Below are 16,129 nucleotides of genomic sequence, written 5' to 3'. Positions count from 1 at the left end.
TCGGGTAGTGCTGGGCCGTGCAGGAAGTCACTCAGGAAACGCCGACAGGTATAGTCCACTTCCCGCCAGTGGGGCAAGATCGAATGCAAGGTTGGCCAAGGGTCTTTTCCTAGTTGAGACCTGTCGGAAATCTGAGCGAGCTGTGTACGGCTTGCCGGAAAAAGAGCCGACATAGACCCCTGAATGCCGCAGCCAACACCCTTGACATCACGGACCACTTGACCACCTACTGGTTCCTGCGCCACGCATCTGACAACGTTGTCTCATGTGGCAGGGAGGGTACCCGTTGTGATGCAGCGGAGAACGCAGCGAAGAACAGGACACAGATCTGGTACGGCGGTCGTGATCGCGGCCGCCGTAGTCATGACCCTGGGCTCCCAGGGGGCCGCGGTCGCCCTGCCGGCCAAGGCACCGGCCGCCGCGACAGAGTTCGCATCCTCGTTCGAGTCTGGCGATCCGTCACCGGACTGGACCGACACGGTCGACACGGACCCCGGTGGCGCCCCGCGCGCCTCGGGTGTCGACGGCGGCTACAGCACCGGCATCCCCGGCAATGTCACCGACCATGTGACCGACATGCGGGCCAGCGGCGAGAACACCGGCGCGGGCGAGGTCAAGGAGAACCTCGTCGACGGTGAGCCGGGCACCAAGTGGCTCACCTTCGAGCCGACCGGCTGGGCGGAGTTCGACTTCGACAAGCCCATCAAGCTGGTGACGTACGCCGTCACCTCCGCGAACGACTACGCAGAGCGCGACCCCGCCGACTGGACCCTCCAGGGCTCGACGGACGGCAAGGACTGGAAGACCGTCGACACCCGCGCCGGCGAAGGCTTCACCGAGCGGTTCCAGACCAGGACGTACGACCTCTCGGCACCCGCCGAGTACCAGCACTTCCGGCTCGACGTAACGAAGAACAACGGCGCCCCGGACATCCTGCAGATCGCCGACGTCCAGTTCTCCACGGGCGGCAGCGGCGGCCCGGTGCCCCAGGACGTGCTCTCGCTGGTCGACAAGGGCCCGAGCGGTTCGCCGACCGCGAAGGCCCGGGCCGGCTTCACCGGGACCCATGCGCTGCGCTACGCGGGCCGGCACACCGCGAGCGGGCGGGCGTACTCGTACAACAAGGTCTTCGACGTGAACGTGAAGGTCCGGCGGGACACCCGGCTCTCGTACCGGATCTTCCCCTCGATGGCCGACGGCGACCTCGACTACGACGCCACCAACGTCTCCGTGGACCTGGCCTTCACCGACGGCACCTACCTGAGCGGACTCGGGGCGGTGGACCAGCACGGGTTCGCGCTGTCCCCGCGCGGCCAGGGCGCGTCGAAGGGGCTGTACGTCAACCAGTGGAACGACATCTCGTCGGTGATCGGCTCGGTCGCGGCCGGCAAGACCGTCGACCGGATCCTGGTGGGCTACGACTCGCCCGCGGGCCCGGCCAAGTTCCGTGGCTGGATCGACGACGTGAACATCGAGCGCGTCGCCCCCGAGAAGCCCAAGGCGCACCTGTCCGACTACGCGCTGACCACCCGCGGCACCAACTCCAGCGGCAGCTTCTCGCGCGGCAACAACTTCCCGGCGACGGCCCTGCCGCACGGCTTCAACTTCTGGACGCCGGTGACCAACGCGTCCTCGGAGAGCTGGCTGTACGAATACGCACGGGCGAACAACGACGACAACCTGCCGACGATCCAGGCGTTCAGCGCCAGCCATGAGCCCAGCCCCTGGATGGGCGACCGGCAGACCTTCCAGATGATGCCCTCCGTCGCCGCCGGCACCCCGGACACCGGCCGGGAGGCACGGGAGCTGGCCTTCCGGCACGAGAACGAGACCGCGCGGCCGTACTACTACGGGGTGCGGTTCGAGAACGGCCTCAAGGCCGAGATAACGCCCACCGACCACGCGGCCGCGCTGCGCTTCACCTACCCGGGCGACGACGCGAGCGTGATCTTCGACAACGTGACCGAGCAGGCGGGCCTGACCCTCGACAAGCAGCACGGAATCGTCACCGGCTACTCCGACGTCAAGTCCGGCCTGTCGACCGGCGCCACCCGCCTGTTCGTCTACGGCGTCTTCGACAAGCCGGTGACCGGCGGCGACTCCGGCGGCGTCAAGGGATATCTGCGCTTCGACGCCGGCTCCGACCACACCGTCACCCTGCGCCTGGCCACCTCTCTGATCAGCGTCGACCAGGCAGAGGACAACCTCCGCCAGGAGATCCCGGACGGCACCTCCTTCGACGCGGTGAAGGCACACGCCCAGAAGGTCTGGGACAGGCTGCTCGGCAAGGTCGAGGTGGAGGGCGCCACGGCGGACCAGCTGACCACGCTCTACTCCAGCATGTACCGGTTGTACCTGTACCCCAACTCCGGCTTCGAGAAAGTCGGGTCGAAGGACCAGTACGCCTCCCCCTTCTCGCCGATGACCAGCCAGGACACCCCGACGCACACCGGCGCGAAGATCGTGGACGGCAAGGTGTACGTCAACAACGGCTTCTGGGACACGTATCGCACGACCTGGCCGGCCTACTCACTCCTGACGCCCGGTCAGGCCGGTGAGATGGTCGACGGGTTCGTGCAGCAGTACAAGGACGGCGGCTGGACCTCGCGCTGGTCCTCCCCCGGCTACGCCGACCTGATGACCGGCACCTCCTCGGACGTGGCGTTCGCCGACGCGTACGTCAAGGGCGTGAACTTCGACGCGAAGGCGGCCTACGAGGCGGCATTGAAGAACGCGACGGTCGTCCCGCCCTCCTCCGGCGTGGGCCGCAAGGGCATGTCGACCTCTCCCTTCCTCGGCTACACCAGCGATGACACCCGCGAGGGCCTGTCCTGGGCGATGGAGGGGTATGTCAACGACTACGGCATCGCCGAGATGGGCCTGGCCCTGTACAAGAAGACCGGCGAGAAGCGCTACAAGGAGGAGTCGGACTACTTCCTCAACCGCGCCCAGGACTATGTGGACCTCTTCGACTCCAAGGCCGGCTTCTTCCAGGGCAAGGACGCCCAGGGCAGGTGGCGGGTGGACTCCTCGTCGTACGACCCGCGGGTGTGGGGTTACGACTACACCGAGACCAACGGCTGGGGCTACGCCTTCACGGCTCCGCAGGACAGCCGGGGCCTGGCCAACCTGTACGGCGGCCGGTCCGGACTCGCCGACAAACTGGACGAGTACTTCGCGACGCCCGAGACGGCCTCCGCCGACTTCGTCGGCTCCTACGGCGGGGTCATCCACGAGATGACCGAGGCCCGGGACGTCCGGATGGGCATGTACGGCCACTCCAACCAGGTCGCCCACCACGTCATCTACATGTACGACGCGGCCGGCGAACCCTGGAAGGCCCAGGCCTACGTCCGCGAGGCGGTCTCCCGGCTCTACCTGGGCAGCGAGATCGGCCAGGGCTACCACGGCGACGAGGACAACGGCGAGCAGTCGGCCTGGTACCTCTTCTCGGCCCTCGGCTTCTACCCGCTGGTGATGGGCAGCGGCGACTACTCGATCGGCTCGCCCCTGTTCAAGAAGGCCACGGTCCACCTGGAGAACGGCCGGGACCTGGTGATCCGGGCGCCGGGCAACAGCGCGACCAACGTCTACGTGCAGGGCGTGCGGGTCAACGGCCGTATCTGGACGTCGACCTCGCTCCCCCACTCGCTCATCTCCAAGGGCGGGATCATCGACTTCACGATGGGCCCGAAGCCGTCGACGTGGGGTACCGGCAAGAACGCCGGCCCGGTCTCGATCGCCAAGGACGACAAGGTCCCGGCTCCGCGCGCGGACGTCCTGAAGGGTGACGGCTCCCTGTTCGACAACACGTCGGCGACGGAGCAGGCGGTGACCTCGGTGGACCTGCCGGTGACCCGGTCGGTCAAGGGGATCCAGTACACGCTCACCTCACCGGCGGACCACACCAGGGCCCCGACGGGCTGGACCCTCCAGGCCTCGACGGACGGCACCCACTGGCGCACCGTGGACCGGCGGTCGGGCGAGACCTTCGCCTGGAACCTGCAGACCCGGGCGTTCACGGTCCGCACGCCCGGGACGTACGCGCACTACCGGCTCGTCCCGGACGGCGCCTCGACGCTGGCGGAGGTGGAGTTGCTGGCCTGAGGCACGGCACGGAGAAGCCAAAAAAAGGGGGGGGCGGCCCCGTTCGGGTCCGCCCCCCCTTTTTTGGTTCTCCGGCTCAGCCGGTGGCGAGGGTGAACACGTGCAGGTCGGTGTTCTCGGGAAGCCGGACGCTCTTGATGCTCTTGCCCGCCGGCGCCTCGAAAGGCCTGGTCGCGAAGACATAGGTGGCCACGGGGTCCTTGTCGGCGCCCGCGACATTGCGGTACGCGGTCCTCGCCACGGTCTCGTTCCCGTACTGGACGGTGCCGCCTCCGCCGCCGACGGTCCAGTCGGTGAAGGCGAGGTCGACCGTGCCGGTGCTGCCGTCGGTGTAGGTGACGGTCGCCCGGGCGGACTGGTTGCCGTTGGTGGCGCTGCCCAGGAAGGACAACTTGTCTGCGGCGGTGGCGAGTTCAACGGTCTGGCCCGCTGCCGTCGCGTTGTCGGGGCGGCCCGCCGGGGCGTTCGGCCAGGTGTAGGCCAGGCCGTCGACGGTGCCCTGGGCACCCGCGGTGAGGCCGGCCGCCACGAGGGCCTGGCGGGAGTAGCTCCAGCCGCCTCCGTCGAAGTCGCCCTCGTCGTGGTCACCGACGTCGTCCGAGACGCCGGTGTTGTCGTAGGCGGCGAGAAGGGTGCCCGGGGCGGCGACGGTCAGGGCGACCGGCTGGGCGTAGGAAGTACCGGTGGAGGTCACCGTGACCTGGACGTCGTAGTAGCCCTGGGGGGTGCCGGAGGTGGTGGACAGGGTTATCTGCTGGGAGCCGTCGGTCACCGTGCCCTCGGCCGGGGTGGCCTTGACGCCGTCCGGGGCCGCCACCCGGAAACGGACCTCCGGGCCGGTGCCGCCGGTGAGGGACAGGGCACGGATGCCGACCTGGGTGCTGTCACCGGGGGCGAGCGTCGCGGTGGTGGGTCCGACGCCGATCTGGTACGGCTGCTCGCCCTGGCGGAAGGACGGCGGTACGGAGGCGCTCCCCCAGGTGCGGTTCGGGGTGGCGGAGAGGGTGTAGTCGAGGCGGCCGCCGTCCCGGACGAAGGAGCTGTCGAGCCAAGCGCGGTCACTGGTACGGCCGTTGACCTTCAGGGACTGGACGTACGGGGCGTCGGCCGCCGCACCCCGGGCGCGGATCGAGATGTCGTCGGCGCCCGGGCGGTCGATCTCGACGCGCTCGAACAGGGGCGAGGCCAGGACGAGTTCGGCACGGGACGGGACCTGGGGGTACATCCCGAGCGCCGAGAAGACGTACCAGGACGACATCGCGCCGAGGTCGTCGTTGCCGGGGATACCGCCCGGACCGGTGGTCCAGAGCGTGGTCATGGCCGCGCGGACGGTCTCCTGGGCCTTGTACGGGGCGCCCGCGTAGTCGTACAGGTAGGGCACGTTGATCGAGGGCTCGTTGTCCAGCTCGGACTTGTCGCCGCCGCTGCCGGTGAGGGCCCAGCTGCCGTCGCTGCTGTGGAAGAAGGCGTCGAGGCGGGCGAGGGCCTTGTCCGTGCCGCCCATCGCGGCGAACAGCCCGGCCGGGTTGTGCTGGACCATCCAGGTGTACTGGGCGGCCGTGCCCTCCACGAACCCGTTGCCGGTGGCCGGGGTGAAGCCGGTGACCCAGCTGCCGTCGGCCTTGCGGTTGGCGATGTAGCCGCCGCTGGGGTCGGCGGCGATGTTGTAGTTGTTCTGCCACCACTGGGAGCGGTCGGCGAAGGTGGCCGCTGTGTTCTTCTCCCCGGCGGCTGCGGCGAGTTGGGAGAGGGAGAAGTCGGCGGTGGACATCTCCAGGGTCTCGGCGGCGCCGCCCCAGGCGTTGGAGACGGACGGCATGTAGTGGTTGTCCAGGTACTTGTCGAGGGACGGGCGTTGGCCGACCGACAGCACCGGTTTGCCCGCCGCCGACAGGTCCTGGGCCGTCGGGACCGTCGCCGCCTTCACCAGGGAGTGCAGCGCGCCCTTCAGGTCGAAGTCGGTGCCGCCGAAGGCGCGGATACCGGCGAGAGCGGTGGGCGAGGGGTCGCCGTTCATGACGTGGGTGCCGCTCGCGCCGTGCAGCCAGCGGTCCCAGATCCCGCCGTTCTGCCGGGCGAGTTCGTAGAGCGACTGGGCGATGTCCGAGCCGGTCCCGGGGTCCAGCAGGGTGAGGAGCTGGACCTGGTCCCGGTAGACGTCCCAGCCGGAGAAGGTGCCGTACTGCGCCCGGTGGCCGCGCCCGACGCCGTGCACCTGGTCGTCGCTGCCCCGGTAGCGGCCATCGGCGTCACTGATGACGTTCGGGTGGAAGAGCGAGTGGTAGAGGGCGGTGTAGAAGGTGGTGCGGTCGGCGTCCGTACCGCCCCCGACGCGGATGGCACCGAGGCGGTCGCGCCAGGCGCGGTGGGCCGCGGCACGGACGGCGTCGAAGGAGCGCTGCGGCGGGTTCTCCGCCCTCAGATTCGCCTCGGCGGCGGCCTGGCTGACGTACGAGATACCGACCTTGACGTTCACCGGGCCGGTACCGGGCGCGAACTCGACGTATCCGCCGGCCCCCTTGCCCGCGACCGGCCGCCCGCCGGTCGAGAAGCCGCCGGTGCCGCCGGACGCGGCCGTGGACCCCGGGCTGAGCCTGTCGTCCTGCCAGGTGCCGGTGGTGGTGAAGGCGCGGTCGAAGTGGGCGGTGAAGTACAGCTTGTAGTAGGCGCGTTGGCCCTCCGGGTCAAGGTAGCCGCAGAAGTCGCCGGAGGTGACCGAGCCGGAGACGGTACGGGTGGCCGGGTCGATGGTGACCGTCGAATCGGCCGATCCCACCTCGGAGTTGGCGGTGCGGATCAGCAACGAGGCGGGTTTGCCGGCCGGATAGGTGAACCGGGCCGACCCGGTGCGGGTGGTCGCGGTGAGGTCGGCGGTGACGCCGGAGGCGAGGCCGACCTTGTAGTGGCCGGGCTCGGCGCTCTCGTCGGAGTGGCTGAAGTCCGAGGCGTAGACGGCGTCCTTGGTGTCGCTCGCCGGGGACGAGGTGACCTCACCGGCGTACGGGAAGAAGGGGATGTCGCCGCTGCCGCCGGCGCAGCCGGTGCCGGACATGTGGGTGAGGCTGAAGCCCCGGATACGGGTGGCGTCGTACTGGTAGCCGCCGGGCGCGGCCGTTCTGGTCGCGTCGCCTCTGGTGTTCTCCGGGCTCCAGGAGAGCATGCCGAACGGCACGACGGCGCCCGGGAAGGTGTCGCCGCCGTTCTTGGTGCCGATCAGCGGATCCACGTACGCCGTGGGGTCCTTGACCAGTTCGGGGACTCGTTCGGGTGCCCCGCTCGCGGTCGCCGCGAGGGCGGGGGTGGCACCGCCGGTCGCGAGCACCGCGGCCAGCAGCAGGGACATGGGACGGAAACGCATGACGCGGCCCCTCCTCCTTCGGACGGGTCGCGCACCACAGGTCGCACAAGCCGCAGGGACAGTAACGTGCGCCACCCGTAACACGGAAGACCGCATCCCCCCGACAGGCACCGACATGGTTCACCCGGTCGGGCTACCCGAATCGGGTTGACATCGTTGTCGGTTGAGGCGGTAGAGTCATGTACAGACCATCAGACAACGTTGTCGTGTTCCATAGCGTCGACACAAGCCGAACAGCACGGCACGCAAGAGGCAGTTCGAGCCACTTCCCCCGGGCAGGTACCCCACCCCCCTCCCTGCCCGGCTCGCGGACCCGGTGTGCACCGACACCGGGTCCGCCCAGAGCGGACCCCGGTGACGTCAACCGACCTGGCACGGCAGGGCGGTTGCGGTGTCTCCGCCGTCGCCCTGGACCACGTAGCCGAAGGTCGTGCTCTGCCCGGGGCTGAGCGAGCCGTTCCAGTCGACGTTGTGGACCATCACGTCCTGTCCGGTGTAGGTGGCGTTGCCGTTCCAGAGGCTGGCCACCGACTGGCCGCCGGGGAGCGTCCAGCCGAGCATCGGGACGTCACCCAGGAGTAGTTGGCCTCGACCGTGCCCGGGGTGCCGTTGAGCGGCGGGTGGTCGACGGTCAGGAACGGCGTGCCCTCCATGTCGTCCCAGGTGAGCAGCCGAGTGGGGTCGTAGCCGTCCTTGATGACGTAGACGTAGAACCAACCCGGGTGCGCCGCCCAGGCGTTGTACGAGAAGTCGACGGTCGCCCCGGAGGTGAGGTGGGTGACCGGCCAGTCGTCGCGGGGCAGGTCGAAGCCCGTGAAGTTGGGGTTGCCGCCGCTGCACAGCCGGCCGTCGGGGACGAAGCCGCCATGGCAGAACTACCTCTGTGTGGGGTGACCGGCCGTACGCGGGTCATGGAGACGAACGCGGGGCGGAAGCGGACCCGGCGCCTCGGCGGGTTCCGGTCCGCCGAAGCCGTTGGGAGCGCTCCCACCCCACACTCCTGTGAAGTTAGCGCGGACGGGGGCGGCTGTAAACGGTAGGGAGGGGTCCACCGTTCCGGAGGTGACACCGGCGCCCGGACTCGCGCTCGACGTCCTGCGGGCGGCCGTCCCAGCGACATCCCAGCAACTCCGTGATGTCGCAGTTCAACACGCCATCGCCATCCCGGCATCCCAAGGCACCCGGAACTCCTTGGCACACACCCGGCCTCGCCGACAGCCTGCTGCCGCCAGGCGGGAGAGGACACCTCGCACCGAGCACACGACCGAACAACGCTCGAAAACACGGGAGGAATCATGAAGAAGCGTGGCATCGCCGCCATCGCCGCCGGCCTCGCGGCCACGGCCCTGGGGCTCACGCCGGGCACGGCCAACGCGGCGGACAACGAGCCGCTCAGCGCCAGCACCACGGGCGCCTCCGTCTCGCTCACCGTCGACTGGACCGGTTCGGAATCGTTCACCCTGCGCAACGTGAAACTCAGTGACACCTCCTGCGACGCCCACCCGGTGTTCTTCTACGTCACCGTGCCGGGTTTCCAGTACCCGAACCACTGGAACACCAGCGGGTGCGGCACCACCACCACCTGGGGCAGCCTGTCGGGCAGCCTGGACGGCGGCATCCACAGCCTCTGGGTGACGGTCTGCCGCGACACGACCTTCGACAACTGCAGCTCGTCCGGCGGATCGATCAACCCCTACGACTGATCCCCTGACGGCAGGCGCCGTCCACCGTAGTCTCGACGGGGTGTGCACCATGATGTCCGACGAGACGGCCGGCCGTCCGGCATGACCGTCCGCGACGCCACCCCCTCGGACTCCGACGCCGTCCACCGTCTGCTGAGCGGGTTCGTGACGAGCTATCGGCCCGACCGGGCGGTCTTCGACGCCGTCACGTTCCCCCGGATCATCGCGGCCGCCGCGGACGGCACGGCCGAGTTCCTGGTCGCGGAGGCGGACTCGGGTGTGGTCGGGTACGCGCTCGCACTGCGCATGCCCACCCTTTTCGCGGGCGGAACCATCCTCGAACTGCTCGAACTCACCGTGGAAGCGCCCTCGCGTGGCCGCGGTACGGGTACCGCGCTGATCCAGGCCGTTCAGGCACGGGCCCGGGAGGCGAAGGACGTCGAGGTGACCGTGCCGACCCGCAGGGCGGCCGGCTTCTATCGCGCCCTGGGGTTCCACGAGACCGCCGTCCACCTCAAGTGGTCCACTGCGTGACCGAAGGGACCACGGGCCTCCGAGCGGCGAGGCGGTCAGACGGTGAGGGACGGCCAGCGGTCGGCGGCCCACTCGGGCCAGGTCGGCCATCCCGGAGGCGGGGCACCGATGTCGTGGCCGGCGAGTTCCGCGGCATCGGGCTCCTCGAAGCGAGCCCTCCAGCGCGAGAGGTCCGTCTCGGTCATCGGGAAGGTCTGTTCCGGGGCCGACGCCTGACGGTGAGCGATCCGGGCACGTTGGGTTTCCCGGTCCACCGGCAGATACACGAGTCGGCAGGACGCGTTCGCGGACTGCGCCAGCCGGCGGATGGCGGACCTCTCGTCACGGGACCAGCAGCCGAAGTCGAGGACCACGTCGGTGCCGAGCCTCAGCACCTCCAAGGCGATCGAGAGCAGCCGCCCTTCCAGGACGTCGCGCTTCCCGTCCTCCCCCGACTCGCCGAACAGCGGAATCATCCACTCGTCGGGGGTCAGCCGGAGCGCGTTGTGCTCCTTCGCCAGGTGCCGGGCCTTCGTGGTCTTTCCGGCACCCGGCAGTCCGACGGTCAGGAACAACGTGGTCATCCCCGGATCGTTCACAAAAGGCCCAGCGAGAGCAACTGCTTTGAGTCCGGCCCGCCCGGATGGCGCGCCCCGACGATCAGCGCGTGATCGCGGTCGCCGTCATGGTCGCCCGGGTCGACCGGCAGTTCGGCGATCTCCATCGGGCCGCCCCGCGACTGGTCACGGGGCGTGCCGGCCCGGGGGTTCGGCCGGCCGGCGGCTCGGCGATCGCCGGTCCGCCCGTTACTCGTACCGGTACTTCAGCGAGTCCGCCTCCGTCTGCTCGATGTCGGCGATCGTCAGCTCCGGCATCCGCAGCTGGGCCAGCGTCACCTCGGCCGAGGTCGGCTGGGCGTCCGCCGGCAGCCACTGCTCCGGTTTCCAGGCCCCGCTGCGCAGAAGCGACTTGGGGCAGTGCGGGTAGACCTCCTCGATCCCCAGCACCAGCGCGCTGGCCGGCGGCTTGCCCACGGCGGTCAGCTGCGACAGCAGCTCCGGGCGGGTGGAGACGCAGGCCCGGCCGTTCACCCTGAGGGTCGTGGTGCGCCCCGGGATGACGAACAGCAGCCCGGCCCGTCCGGTGGCGACGACGTTCTGCAGGGTGTCCAGACGCTTGTTGCCGGTCGCGTCCGGTATCGCCACCGTGCGTGCGTCCAGGACGGCGACGAACCCGGCGGGGCCGCCGCGCGGGGAGACGTCACAGTTGCCCTCGGCGTCCGCGCTGGCGACCAGGACCAGCGACGAGCAGCCGATCAACCGCCGAGTCTGTTCGGTGAGTTCGGTCATCTGCTTGCGCACGGCCGCGCCGTTGGGGAGTTCGTAGACGCGGCGCAGCGCCTCCTGGTCGGGCACGGCGTCGAGGCGGAGCGAATCGAAGACACTGCTGGCAAGGGGCGTCGTCATGCCTCCGACCCTAATGGGCCGACCCGCGATTGATCCCGGTCGGTGAACGCGGGGACATGAGCACGGCCTGCCGTGCCGGCATCCGGGCGAGTCGGCCGCCGGACTCGCCCCCGCCGGTGGCGCGCTGCGAGTCCGGGCGTCATGGCGGACGATCAGCGACGGCCATGACCACGCCCTGTGGTCGGGGGCCGTCGCGGTTGCCGGGCAGTGCCACAGTGAGCCCACAGACTTGACTCTTTTTTGGCCAAGCGCACCGGTGGTGACTGGCGTTCGGTCATGTTCACTTGTCGCGCCCACAAAGTTGGTTCTTGGCGTTTTCTGAGTCGGTCAGGTGGGTCGTGCGAGCAGCCGTCCCGGCCGGATCCCGACCCTCCGATACCGACCGTCGCGCTGTCAGGGCGCTGCGATGGAGGAACAACTCATGAGAAGACACATACGCGGGACGCTGGCCGCGTTCACCGGAGCGCTGCTGCTCACGATGGGGATCACCGCGACCGGCGGCCAGCCGGCGCAAGCCGATGACAACGGTGTCGGACTCAAACCCGCCCTCGGGTGGAGCAGCTGGAGCTTCGTCCGCCGCAATCCGACCGCACAGACCATCGAGTCGCAGGCCAAGGCGCTCAAGACGAGCGGTCTGGCGAAGAACGGGTTCGTGTACGCCAATGTCGACGACTTCTGGTACCAGTGCCCGGGCAGCCAGGGTCCGGACGTCGACCAGTACGGCCGCTGGGTCACCGACCCCGCCAAGTTCCCGCCCCGCGGTGGCGAGAACGGCATCCAGGTCGTGGCCGACTATGTCCACTCCCTCGGGCTGAAGTTCGGGCTTTATGTCACTCCGGGCATCTCCCGGCAGGCGGTCGCGCAGAACACCGCGATCCAGGGAACGCCGTACCACGCCCAGGACATCGCCACCACGACGACGGAGAACAACTACAACTGCGGCGGCATGGTCGGCATCGACTACAGCAAGCCCGGCGCACAGGCGTTCATCGACTCCTGGGCCGGCCAGTTCGCCGGCTGGGGCATCGACTATCTCAAGATCGACGGCGTCGGCACCCCCGACGAACAGGACGTCCAGGCCTGGTCGGACGCCCTGCGGGGGACCGGCCGGCCCATCCACCTGGAGCTGTCCAACAACCTCGACATCAACAAGGCCGCCACCTGGAAGAAACTCTCCAACGGCTGGCGCACCGGCGGCGACATCGAGTGCTACTGCGGACCGGACGGCAGCAGCTACCCGCTGACCACCTGGGCCTCCGTCGCCTCCCGGTTCGACCAGGTCGCCGCGTGGGCACCGTACGGCGGCCCCGGCGGCTACAACGACTACGACTCCCTCGAAATCGGGAACGGCGACAACAACGGCCTCACCCCCGACGAACGCAGGACCCAGCTGAGTCTGTGGTCGCTGGCCGCCTCCCCGCTCATGCTCGGCACCGATCTGACCCACCTCGACCCGGCCGACCTGGCCCTGCTGAAGAACACCGACGTCCTCGCGGTCGACCAGGACGGCATCGACGCCCGGCGGATCTCCGGGGACGGCGACTCCCAGGTGTTCGCCAAGACCGAGCCCGACGGGGACGCCGTCGTCGGCCTGTTCAACACCGGTTCGGCTCCCCGGGAGGTCGCCACGACGGCGGCCGCGCTGGGCCTGCCCGCGGCGCACGACTACGCCCTGCGGGACCTGTGGAGCCACCGGCTGACCGAGTCCGCGGGCCGGATCGCCGCAAATGTGCCGCCGCACGGCGTGGTCCTGTACCGGGTCCACGGCACCCACCACACGGTGGCCGGCGCGGCTCCGGACGTCTCGCTGGCACTCAACTGGGCCCCCGCGCCGAGCGACAGCACCACGCGTACCGTGACCGCGGTCCTGTCCGACAACGGATCGCGGCCGATCACCGACGCGGGCCTGACCCTCACCGGGCCGTCCGGCACGAAGATCACCACGCATTCCGCGACGCGAGCCCGGACGATCCGCGGCGGCCACGCGCTGAAGGCCACCTACTCCGTGTCCATCCCGCCCTCGGCCGAGCTCTTCGCCTCCAGCGACTTCCAGGGGACGGCGACCTACCGCTTCCGGTCGGCGGAGAAGACCCGGCTGACCGCCGGTGACACGATCACCGTCAACCACCAGGTGACGGCCCCGTACCGCACGTTCGCCTCCACCACGGCGAGCTTCAGCGAGTCCGGCTCCAGGCTCGGCATCCGCGCCCAGGGCGCCGACCTGTACAACGGGACGAACGAGTACGGGACGGTCTATCTGCCGGGGGCCGAGCACGACGGTTCCACGACCACCGTGAAGATCGACTCCCAGTCGGACACGGACGTCTGGGCGAAGGCCGGGATCATGGTCCGCAACGACATCACCCGGCCGGACACCTCCCCCGGTTACCTGGCCCTGGTCGTGACCCCCGGCAACGGCTACCTCCTCGACTGGGACAGCGACGGTGACGGACGGCTGGACTCCCAGGACTCCACCGGGACCGCCACCTACCCCTCGTGGCTGAAGCTGGTCCGGCACGGCACCACGTACAGCGGCTACTACTCCACCGACGACTCCACCTGGAACCTGGTGGGCACGGTCACGGTCCCGACCGCCGCGGCCACCCAGGACGTCGGTCTCACCCAGACCTCGCACGCCTCGGGCACCACCGGCGAGGCCGACTTCGACACGTTCACCACAACCCCCTAGGGGGTGTCGTCCGCGCGGCGCCCGGTGCTTTCTCAGACCGGCGCCGTGCGGGCGCGCAGCGCCGTTCCGGCGGCCGGGAGTTCGGCCACCGGGAGTTCCAGAGTGAACTCCGTGCGGCCCGGCCGGCTCTCCACGTCGATCCGGCCGCCGTGGGCCGTGGTGATGGCTGCGGCGATGGCCAGGCCCAGGCCCGAGCCGCCCGTCAGGACACCGGCGCGGGTCCGGGAGGAGTCGGCCCGGGTGAAGCGTTCGAAGACGGCGGGCAGGAGTTCCGGCGGGATGCCCGGTCCGTCGTCGTGGACGCGGATCACGCAGGTGGCGGCGGTGGCCGCGACCGTGGCGGTCACCGTCGTACCCGCGGGCGTGTGCACCCGCGCGTTGGCCAGCAGGTTGGCCACCACCTGGTGCAGCCGGGCCTCGTCGCCCAGGACCAGCGCCGGGCCGTCCAGGTCGAGTTCGAGCCGCCAGACGTGTGCGGCGCCCGCCGCCCGCGCGTCCCACACCGCCTCCGCGACCAGCGCGGCCATGTCGACCTCGGCGGACTGCAGCGGGCGTCCCTCGTCGAGGCGGGCGAGCAGCAGCAGGTCCTCGACCAGGCTGCGCATCCGGGCCGACTCGGCGTTGACCCGGCGCCAGGCCAGGCCCGGTTCGATGCGGTCGGTGCCGCGGTTCATCAGCTCCGCGTACCCGGCGATCGAGGCGAGCGGGGTGCGCAGTTCGTGGCTGGCGTCGGCCAGGAAGCGGCGCATGCGCTCCTCGCTGCGGCGCACCTGTTCCTCGCTGTGCTGGCGTTCCGCGAGCGAGGCCTCGACATGGTCGATCATGCGGTTGAGGGCGGCGCCGACCTGGCCGGCCTCGCTGCCGGGGTCGGTGTCCCGTTCCGGTACCCGGGTCAGGCCGGTGACCTGGCCGTGGCCGAGGGGCGCGTGGGAGACCTCGACGGCGGTGGCGGCGACCCGGCCGAGGGGGCGCAGCTGTCGTCGTATCACCACCGCGCACACGCAGCCGGCGACCGTGAGACCGACCGCGGCGACCGCGACCTCGACCTCCACCAGGTCTCCGATCATGTCCAGTACGTCGTCCATCGGCAGGCCGGTCACGACGCGGACCCCGCTGGCATCCAGGGCGGCTACCCGGTAGGTGCCGAGGCCGGGAACCGTGCGGGTGTCCGGCGAGCCGTTCGGCACGATGCCCCTGAGCGCGTCGGTCTGGGCGGCGGTGAGCGAGCGCGGGGGCGCGTCCTGGGTGACCACGGCCGCGCTGAGGACGTCGCCCTTGGTGTCGATGCGGGCGGCGAGCATGCCGGCCGGCTGGCCGCCCTCGTTGAGGAAGGTCAGGTCGCGGGTCAGCTCCGGATGCAGCGCGGCGCCGCCCGCGTTGCGCTCGACCGCGTCGCTCACCCGGTCGTCCAGGTTGCCCATCAGATAGGCGCGTTGGGCGAAGGCGGTGGTCAGGGCCAGCACGGCGCAGACGCAGACCAGGACGGCGGTGATGAAGACGAGCAGTCGCGTGCGCAGCGACCGGCTCCGCAGCAGGGCTGTCATCTCCCGTCCTCCACGGCCCGTACGACGTAGCCCATGCCGCGCACGGTGTGGATCATCGGCTTCCGGCCCCGGTCGATCTTGCGGCGCAGACTGGAGATGTAGACCTCGACCAGATTGCCGCCGCCGTCGAAGGACGTGCTCCAGACGTGGTCGAGGATCTGGGCCTTGCTCAGTACTTGGCGTGGATGGTCCAGGAGCAGGCTGAGCAGGTCGAACTCCTTGGCGGTGAGCCTGATCGGGGTGCCGGCCCGCTGTACCTCGCGGGACTCCCCGGTCAGCACCAGGTCGCCGAGGACGCGTACGGAGTCGTCGGCGGGGTGCCGTTCGGTGCCGGCCCGGCGCAGCAGTCCGCGCAGCCGCAGCATCACCTCCGCCACGGAGAAGGGCTTGGTGACGTAGTCGTCGGCCCCCGCCTCCAGGCCGTCGATACGGTGTTCGACGGCGTCGCGGGCGGTGAGCATCAGGACGGGCAGCCTCGGCATCTCGTAGCGCAGTCTGCGCAGTACCTGGAGGCCGTCGAGGTCGGGCAGCATCCCGTCGAGCACCACCGCGTGCGGGGTGCAGCCGCGGGCCAGCCGCAGGGCCGTCTGTCCGTCGAGCGCGGGGTAGGGGCGCCAGCCCGCGTCCGCGACGGCGGCGGACAGCAGCTCGGTGAGACCGGGCTCGTCGTCGACGATCAGGACGCGGACTCGGCCGGTTCGGGACCCTGCGGTGGCAGACATGTATCAAGTCTGTGCCGGTCCGCTGGGGGAACGCTGTGTTCCGCCTGA

At 70.1% G+C, this 16,129-nt stretch carries 10 protein-coding genes and 1 pseudogene; 4 read left to right on the top strand and 7 right to left on the bottom strand.

Annotation, left to right across the window (positions count from 1 at the left end):
• Positions 1–363: 363 nt before the first annotated feature.
• Positions 364–4,107, top strand: a complete 3,744-nt coding sequence (locus tag ACWGJB_RS36365; RefSeq protein ID WP_453384420.1) for a GH92 family glycosyl hydrolase — start codon at positions 364–366, stop codon at positions 4,105–4,107.
• Positions 4,108–4,183: 76 nt separating this feature from the next.
• On the opposite strand, the gene ACWGJB_RS36360 is transcribed toward ACWGJB_RS36365, so the two are convergent.
• Positions 4,184–7,465, bottom strand: coding sequence for a GH92 family glycosyl hydrolase (locus ACWGJB_RS36360; protein WP_453384312.1), 3,282 nt, complete (start codon positions 7,463–7,465; stop codon positions 4,184–4,186).
• A 360-nt stretch (positions 7,466–7,825) separates the two neighbouring features.
• Positions 7,826–8,328: pseudogene (locus ACWGJB_RS36355) on the bottom strand (lytic polysaccharide monooxygenase); the annotation flags it as partial.
• A 432-nt stretch (positions 8,329–8,760) separates the two neighbouring features.
• Between ACWGJB_RS36355 and ACWGJB_RS36350 the strand changes: the two are divergent.
• Complete coding sequence (locus tag ACWGJB_RS36350; RefSeq protein ID WP_360488965.1) at positions 8,761–9,168, top strand: hypothetical protein; 408 nt, start codon at positions 8,761–8,763, stop codon at positions 9,166–9,168.
• A gap of 81 nt (positions 9,169–9,249) precedes the next feature.
• Entirely contained in the window at positions 9,250–9,681 is a 432-nt protein-coding gene (locus tag ACWGJB_RS36345) for a GNAT family N-acetyltransferase (protein ID WP_453384311.1), read from the top strand.
• Between the two features lie 35 nt (positions 9,682–9,716).
• On the opposite strand, the gene ACWGJB_RS36340 is transcribed toward ACWGJB_RS36345, so the two are convergent.
• The 3 genes from ACWGJB_RS36340 to ACWGJB_RS36330 form a co-directional block, all read right to left on the bottom strand.
• A complete protein-coding gene (locus ACWGJB_RS36340) occupies positions 9,717–10,244 on the bottom strand; it encodes an AAA family ATPase (RefSeq protein WP_453384310.1) in 528 nt (175 codons plus the stop codon).
• Positions 10,245–10,255: 11 nt separating this feature from the next.
• Complete coding sequence (locus ACWGJB_RS36335) at positions 10,256–10,384, bottom strand: hypothetical protein (protein ID WP_453384309.1); 129 nt, start codon at positions 10,382–10,384, stop codon at positions 10,256–10,258.
• A gap of 82 nt (positions 10,385–10,466) precedes the next feature.
• On the bottom strand, positions 10,467–11,126 hold the full coding sequence (locus tag ACWGJB_RS36330) for an MSMEG_1061 family FMN-dependent PPOX-type flavoprotein (protein WP_453384308.1): 660 nt from the start codon (positions 11,124–11,126) through the stop codon (positions 10,467–10,469).
• 421 nt (positions 11,127–11,547) lie between these two features.
• Here ACWGJB_RS36330 and ACWGJB_RS36325 point away from each other — a divergent pair, with 421 nt between their 5' ends.
• A complete protein-coding gene (locus ACWGJB_RS36325; protein WP_453384307.1) occupies positions 11,548–13,815 on the top strand; it encodes an NEW3 domain-containing protein in 2,268 nt (755 codons plus the stop codon).
• Positions 13,816–13,847: 32 nt separating this feature from the next.
• Here ACWGJB_RS36325 and ACWGJB_RS36320 read toward each other — a convergent pair whose 3' ends face one another.
• Both ACWGJB_RS36320 and ACWGJB_RS36315 read right to left on the bottom strand, forming a co-directional pair.
• Positions 13,848–15,359: a HAMP domain-containing sensor histidine kinase gene (locus ACWGJB_RS36320; protein ID WP_453384306.1), complete on the bottom strand. Its 1,512-nt coding sequence runs from the start codon at positions 15,357–15,359 to the stop codon at positions 13,848–13,850.
• The gene (locus ACWGJB_RS36315) at positions 15,356–16,081 is read right to left on the bottom strand and encodes a response regulator transcription factor (RefSeq protein WP_453384305.1); all 726 of its coding nucleotides are present in this window, start codon (positions 16,079–16,081) and stop codon (positions 15,356–15,358) included. Before ACWGJB_RS36315 ends, ACWGJB_RS36320 begins: the two co-directional genes overlap by 4 nt.
• Positions 16,082–16,129 lie beyond the last annotated feature (48 nt).

This window comes from Streptomyces sp. NPDC054813 (assembly GCF_053611365.1).
The sequence above is the reverse complement of the archived record's forward strand: the minus strand, read 5'-3'. Positions and strand labels throughout refer to the sequence as shown.

Coding starts and splice junctions, on each gene's coding strand:
- ACWGJB_RS36325 (WP_453384307.1), top strand. CDS start 11,548: ATGAGAAGACACATACGCGGGACGCTGGCCGCGTTCACCGGAGCGCTG.
- ACWGJB_RS36345 (WP_453384311.1), top strand. CDS start 9,250: ATGACCGTCCGCGACGCCACCCCCTCGGACTCCGACGCCGTCCACCGT.
- ACWGJB_RS36315 (WP_453384305.1), bottom strand. CDS start 16,081: ATGTCTGCCACCGCAGGGTCCCGAACCGGCCGAGTCCGCGTCCTGATC.
- ACWGJB_RS36350 (WP_360488965.1), top strand. CDS start 8,761: ATGAAGAAGCGTGGCATCGCCGCCATCGCCGCCGGCCTCGCGGCCACG.
- ACWGJB_RS36320 (WP_453384306.1), bottom strand. CDS start 15,359: ATGACAGCCCTGCTGCGGAGCCGGTCGCTGCGCACGCGACTGCTCGTC.
- ACWGJB_RS36330 (WP_453384308.1), bottom strand. CDS start 11,126: ATGACGACGCCCCTTGCCAGCAGTGTCTTCGATTCGCTCCGCCTCGAC.
- ACWGJB_RS36335 (WP_453384309.1), bottom strand. CDS start 10,384: ATGGAGATCGCCGAACTGCCGGTCGACCCGGGCGACCATGACGGCGAC.
- ACWGJB_RS36340 (WP_453384310.1), bottom strand. CDS start 10,244: ATGACCACGTTGTTCCTGACCGTCGGACTGCCGGGTGCCGGAAAGACC.
- ACWGJB_RS36365 (WP_453384420.1), top strand. CDS start 364: ATGACCCTGGGCTCCCAGGGGGCCGCGGTCGCCCTGCCGGCCAAGGCA.
- ACWGJB_RS36360 (WP_453384312.1), bottom strand. CDS start 7,465: ATGCGTTTCCGTCCCATGTCCCTGCTGCTGGCCGCGGTGCTCGCGACC.